Annotated in this window: 3 protein-coding genes and 2 pseudogenes; 3 read left to right on the top strand and 2 right to left on the bottom strand. The window is 61.7% G+C overall.

Annotated elements, in window-relative coordinates:
- Positions 1–124, top strand: a pseudogene (locus tag MKL01_RS15295) (IS5/IS1182 family transposase); the annotation flags it as partial.
- 957 nt (positions 125–1,081) lie between these two features.
- Positions 1,082–1,743, top strand: a pseudogene (locus MKL01_RS15290) (SOS response-associated peptidase).
- Between the two features lie 26 nt (positions 1,744–1,769).
- Here the strand turns inward: MKL01_RS15290 and MKL01_RS15285 are convergent.
- Positions 1,770–2,039, bottom strand: a complete 270-nt coding sequence (locus MKL01_RS15285; protein ID WP_243906065.1) for a hypothetical protein — start codon at positions 2,037–2,039, stop codon at positions 1,770–1,772.
- 215 nt (positions 2,040–2,254) lie between these two features.
- Complete coding sequence (locus MKL01_RS15280; protein ID WP_243906064.1) at positions 2,255–2,470, bottom strand: hypothetical protein; 216 nt, start codon at positions 2,468–2,470, stop codon at positions 2,255–2,257.
- 654 nt (positions 2,471–3,124) lie between these two features.
- On the opposite strand from MKL01_RS15280, the gene MKL01_RS15275 reads away from it, so the two are divergent.
- The coding region (locus MKL01_RS15275) for a Crp/Fnr family transcriptional regulator (protein ID WP_243906063.1) at positions 3,125–3,589 on the top strand (465 nt) is incomplete at its 3' end.

The raw sequence follows: 3,589 nt of genomic DNA, 5'->3' as shown, positions 1-3,589 counted from the left end.
CGCCTGGATCAGCCGCAACCGACGCCTCTGGAAGGATCCGGAAGCGACCCCCGCCTCCGCCAGAGCCTTCCTCTACGCCGCAGCCGTCATGATCCTCGTCAGGCGCCTCGCCCGATCAACCTGACTTCTCGGACGGACTCTTAGCGTGATGCATGCCTGCGGCGGATCGACCGGCAGCATCCGCCACGGGATCAGGCTGCCGGTTGCGGCCTTTTCCCTAGCATGGACCGCTTCGCCCTCATCAGCATCTTCGCAGCCCTGTTCGCCGGGATCCTCGCGATCGGAGGCACCTGGTCATACATGACGAGCGTCAGCCCAGCGGTTGGGCCAGATACAAGCTCGACGCCTAACCCCACCGCGCAGCGGAAGGAGCCATAGCTCGTCCCGGATGGGACATAGAAAAGCCCGCGCCGGCGAACCGAGCGGACCAAGGTTGTGCGGATGCCCAGACCCGCCAAGGCACGAGCATCTTGAGTCGTCCTAGCACGATGGCCATCGAAAAGAAGCCCGCCGCGGCGGTAGGCCAGGCGGGCTCGACCTGAAGGCTGATCCCGTTACTTCCCGCTGGGCGCCGCTCCGCTACCGGTCGCACCATTGCCAGAGCTGCCAGATCCAGCAGGAGCGCCGCCGGTCGAGGTGTTGCCGCCGGGCGTGCTCTGCGCGGCAGCCATCCCGGCGCTCCCGGCGACGAGCGTGAGGGCGAGAAGCGCGGATTGGATGGTTCGGCTGGTCATGGCTCTCTCGGAGTAGGAAGGGCCGGCCCACGCCGACACGGATTGATCAACGAAGGGCCGCTGCCCCCGTTCCTGTCCGCGCCCTGGATGATGGAGTCAGGCCCTACCATCCGTCTTCGCCGTCTGCCGCACGTGGTTCTGCAACACGATGTGGAAGGGGTCGCCAATGGCAGAAGGATCCAGCGGGGCGGAGCCGCAGCTGGAACGCTCCTCACGCGTAAGAGGACGCTACAGCTGCCGGTTAGATAGACGACCTTCCCCGCCAGCCCGTGATCGGATCGGGCGGCGGGGCAGCGTTCGTCATCTCGCGGTCCTGATATCTACCGCGGCCCTGGCGAACATGCTGCATGTGCAACCTCTACAGCCTGATCCGGCCGCAGTCGGAGATTGGCAAGGCGTTCGACATCGAGCACGACGACACCAGCAACCTGCCGTCATTACCGGGCATCTTCCCCAACACCACGGCGCCCGTGATCCGCATGCGCGAGGGCGCCCGTGCCCTGTCGATGATGCGAAGGGGCCTGCCCTCCCCGGCCTTTGCGCTTAAGGGGAAGAAAGTCGATCCCGGCGTCACGAACGTGCGCAACACCGCCTCCTCGCACAAGCGACGCTGGCTGGTGCCCGCACACCGCTGCCTCGTGCCATTCACGAGCTTCAGCGAGAACGAGAAGGCCGCGGACGGCTCGCACCCGCCCGTGTGGTTCGCCCTGACGGAGGATCGGCCCCTCACCTGCTTCGCAGGCATCCTGGTCGCGGGCTGGCAGAGCGTGCGGACGGTGAGACGACGGACGATCTGTATGCCTACCTGACGACCGCGCCGAACGCCGAAGTCGGTGCAGTTCACCCGAAGGCGATGCAAGTTATCCTCACGAAGCCGGAGGAGTGGGCGACGTGGCTGTCGGCACCCTGGCCGGAGGCGAATAATCTCCAGCGGCCGTTGGCCAACGATGCCTTGGTCGTCGTAGCCCATGGCGCGCGCCGGGACGGGGGAGCGGACGATATGGATTAGCGGCTCGCTGATTCTCCCGCGGGTCGCTACGCTGGCTCCTCGTCAGCGATCGCCCGCAGAGCTTCCAAGGCTCGCTGCCGCCCCTCCGCCGTCCTGATCCTTGACCAGAGGTACAGGCACCCATCCGCATTGACGGGCAGGCTGTCGGTGAAGAAACGTTCGACGGGCACGCCGAGCGCATCGGCGATCCGTTGCAGAGCGGCCCGATCGGGCTCAGCGGATCTTACCATGATGAAGTAGAAAATTATCCCGATAAAAATCGTTCCATAAATTTTTGTTCTCAGGTTCATCAGCATTGAGATAACGCGGAGCGTATACGACACACCCGGCGAAGCAGGAGTATGTATGGCATCTGGCGCCCGGGCTTCAGCGTCACCGTGAGACCGAAGCCAAGGAGCGCCGAGGATGATCTTCGTCAAGAAGGCGGACGGTGGGTGACCTACGTCAGCCCCGAATGGACGGCGTTCACCGGGCAATAAGCGACTGAGGCCGTCGAACACGGCTGGCTCGCCTACTCGTCTAGCAGCCGTTGGAATTGCTCGATGCCGTCACCGGCATGACCCTCTCGCTTGTCCGGTGTCGAAATGTCGCGCGCGATTTCCTTGCCGACGATGAGCGGCAGCGTTCGGATCAACGCTTTCTTCTCCGGGGTGCCGTGTGCTTCGATGGCGGTATAGGCAGCGATACAAGCATCTGCCAAAGCATCTAAATCAGGTGCGTGGTTCATAGCATGCCCAGTCCAGCGTACATTCAGCACCAAGTCTCAAATGTAAAATTCTTACATTTGCAAGCCAGACTGCCATTATATGTATTGTTCTCACCATTTTACCGCATGATTTACAATGCTAGTATGTGCGTGCGCCCGTGATGTGCGGTTTCGTTTCGAGATAAAATGCTATGGATATGCCGAAGCCCCATGTTTTGGGTCCATCCGCGGATCACAACCGACGTGCAAAGCTCGACGCCGTGGCGCAGACGCTTGGCTGCTCGACCGACTTGTTTTTCGACGCGCTGGGCCAACCGACCACCTCTAATACCGCCCAACTCCTCCAGATGTGGCTTGAGATCCGAAGCCCAGAGGGCCGACAGGCTGTGCTCGCCTGCGTTCGCGAAATTCTGAAGTCACAAACGACTTAGGACAACCGGCGAAGAACCTCGTGAGATTTGGTAAAATGCCTTCAGGATACAAATCGAGACGAATTTTTCCAAGTCTATGGATTGTGTAATATTTTTACAATTCGATATTAAAACTTGTAATTTTGTATGCATGAGCCCAGATGCTGGAGATTGCCAGCCGTATTCAGGGCGCTGGCGATTGAGGGACCGCGAGTGCTCTCGCCCCTAACAGGCGAGCACCCATGGCCCTCTTCAACAATCAGACGTGCGCAACCGGCTCCTTGGCATCCTGCCGCCAGAGGATTTCGCTCACCTGCAACCTGCCCTGCAGGTCCAGCCTACACGTCTACGGCAGGTTCTGATCCCATCCCATACCGCAATCACGGCCGCCTACTTCCCGGAAGAAGGCTTCATCTCCATCACCTTCGATGGCGAGAACGGCCGGGTCGAGATCGGGCTAGTCGGGCGTGAAGGCGTGGTCGGAGCGGCCCCGATCCTGCTCGGAGACGACCGCAGCCCCCACACACACTTCGTGCAGATGGCCGGTCGCGTGCTGAGCATCGATGCCGACACCTTGCGCACCGCGGTCGAGGGGCGCCCTGCCCTAAGGCGCCTTCTCAATCGCTACATCCAAGCTCAGCACGTGCAGACGGCTCAGACGGCCTTCGCCAACGCGAAAGGCAACACGGCCACCCGCCTCGCTCGATGGCTGCTGATGTGCCAGGACCGA

It is taken from the genome of Methylobacterium sp. J-070, from assembly GCF_022829385.1.
GTDB lineage: Bacteria > Pseudomonadota > Alphaproteobacteria > Rhizobiales > Beijerinckiaceae > Methylobacterium.
Note: the sequence above shows the minus strand (reverse complement) of the source record. Positions and strands in the feature narration are given on the sequence as shown.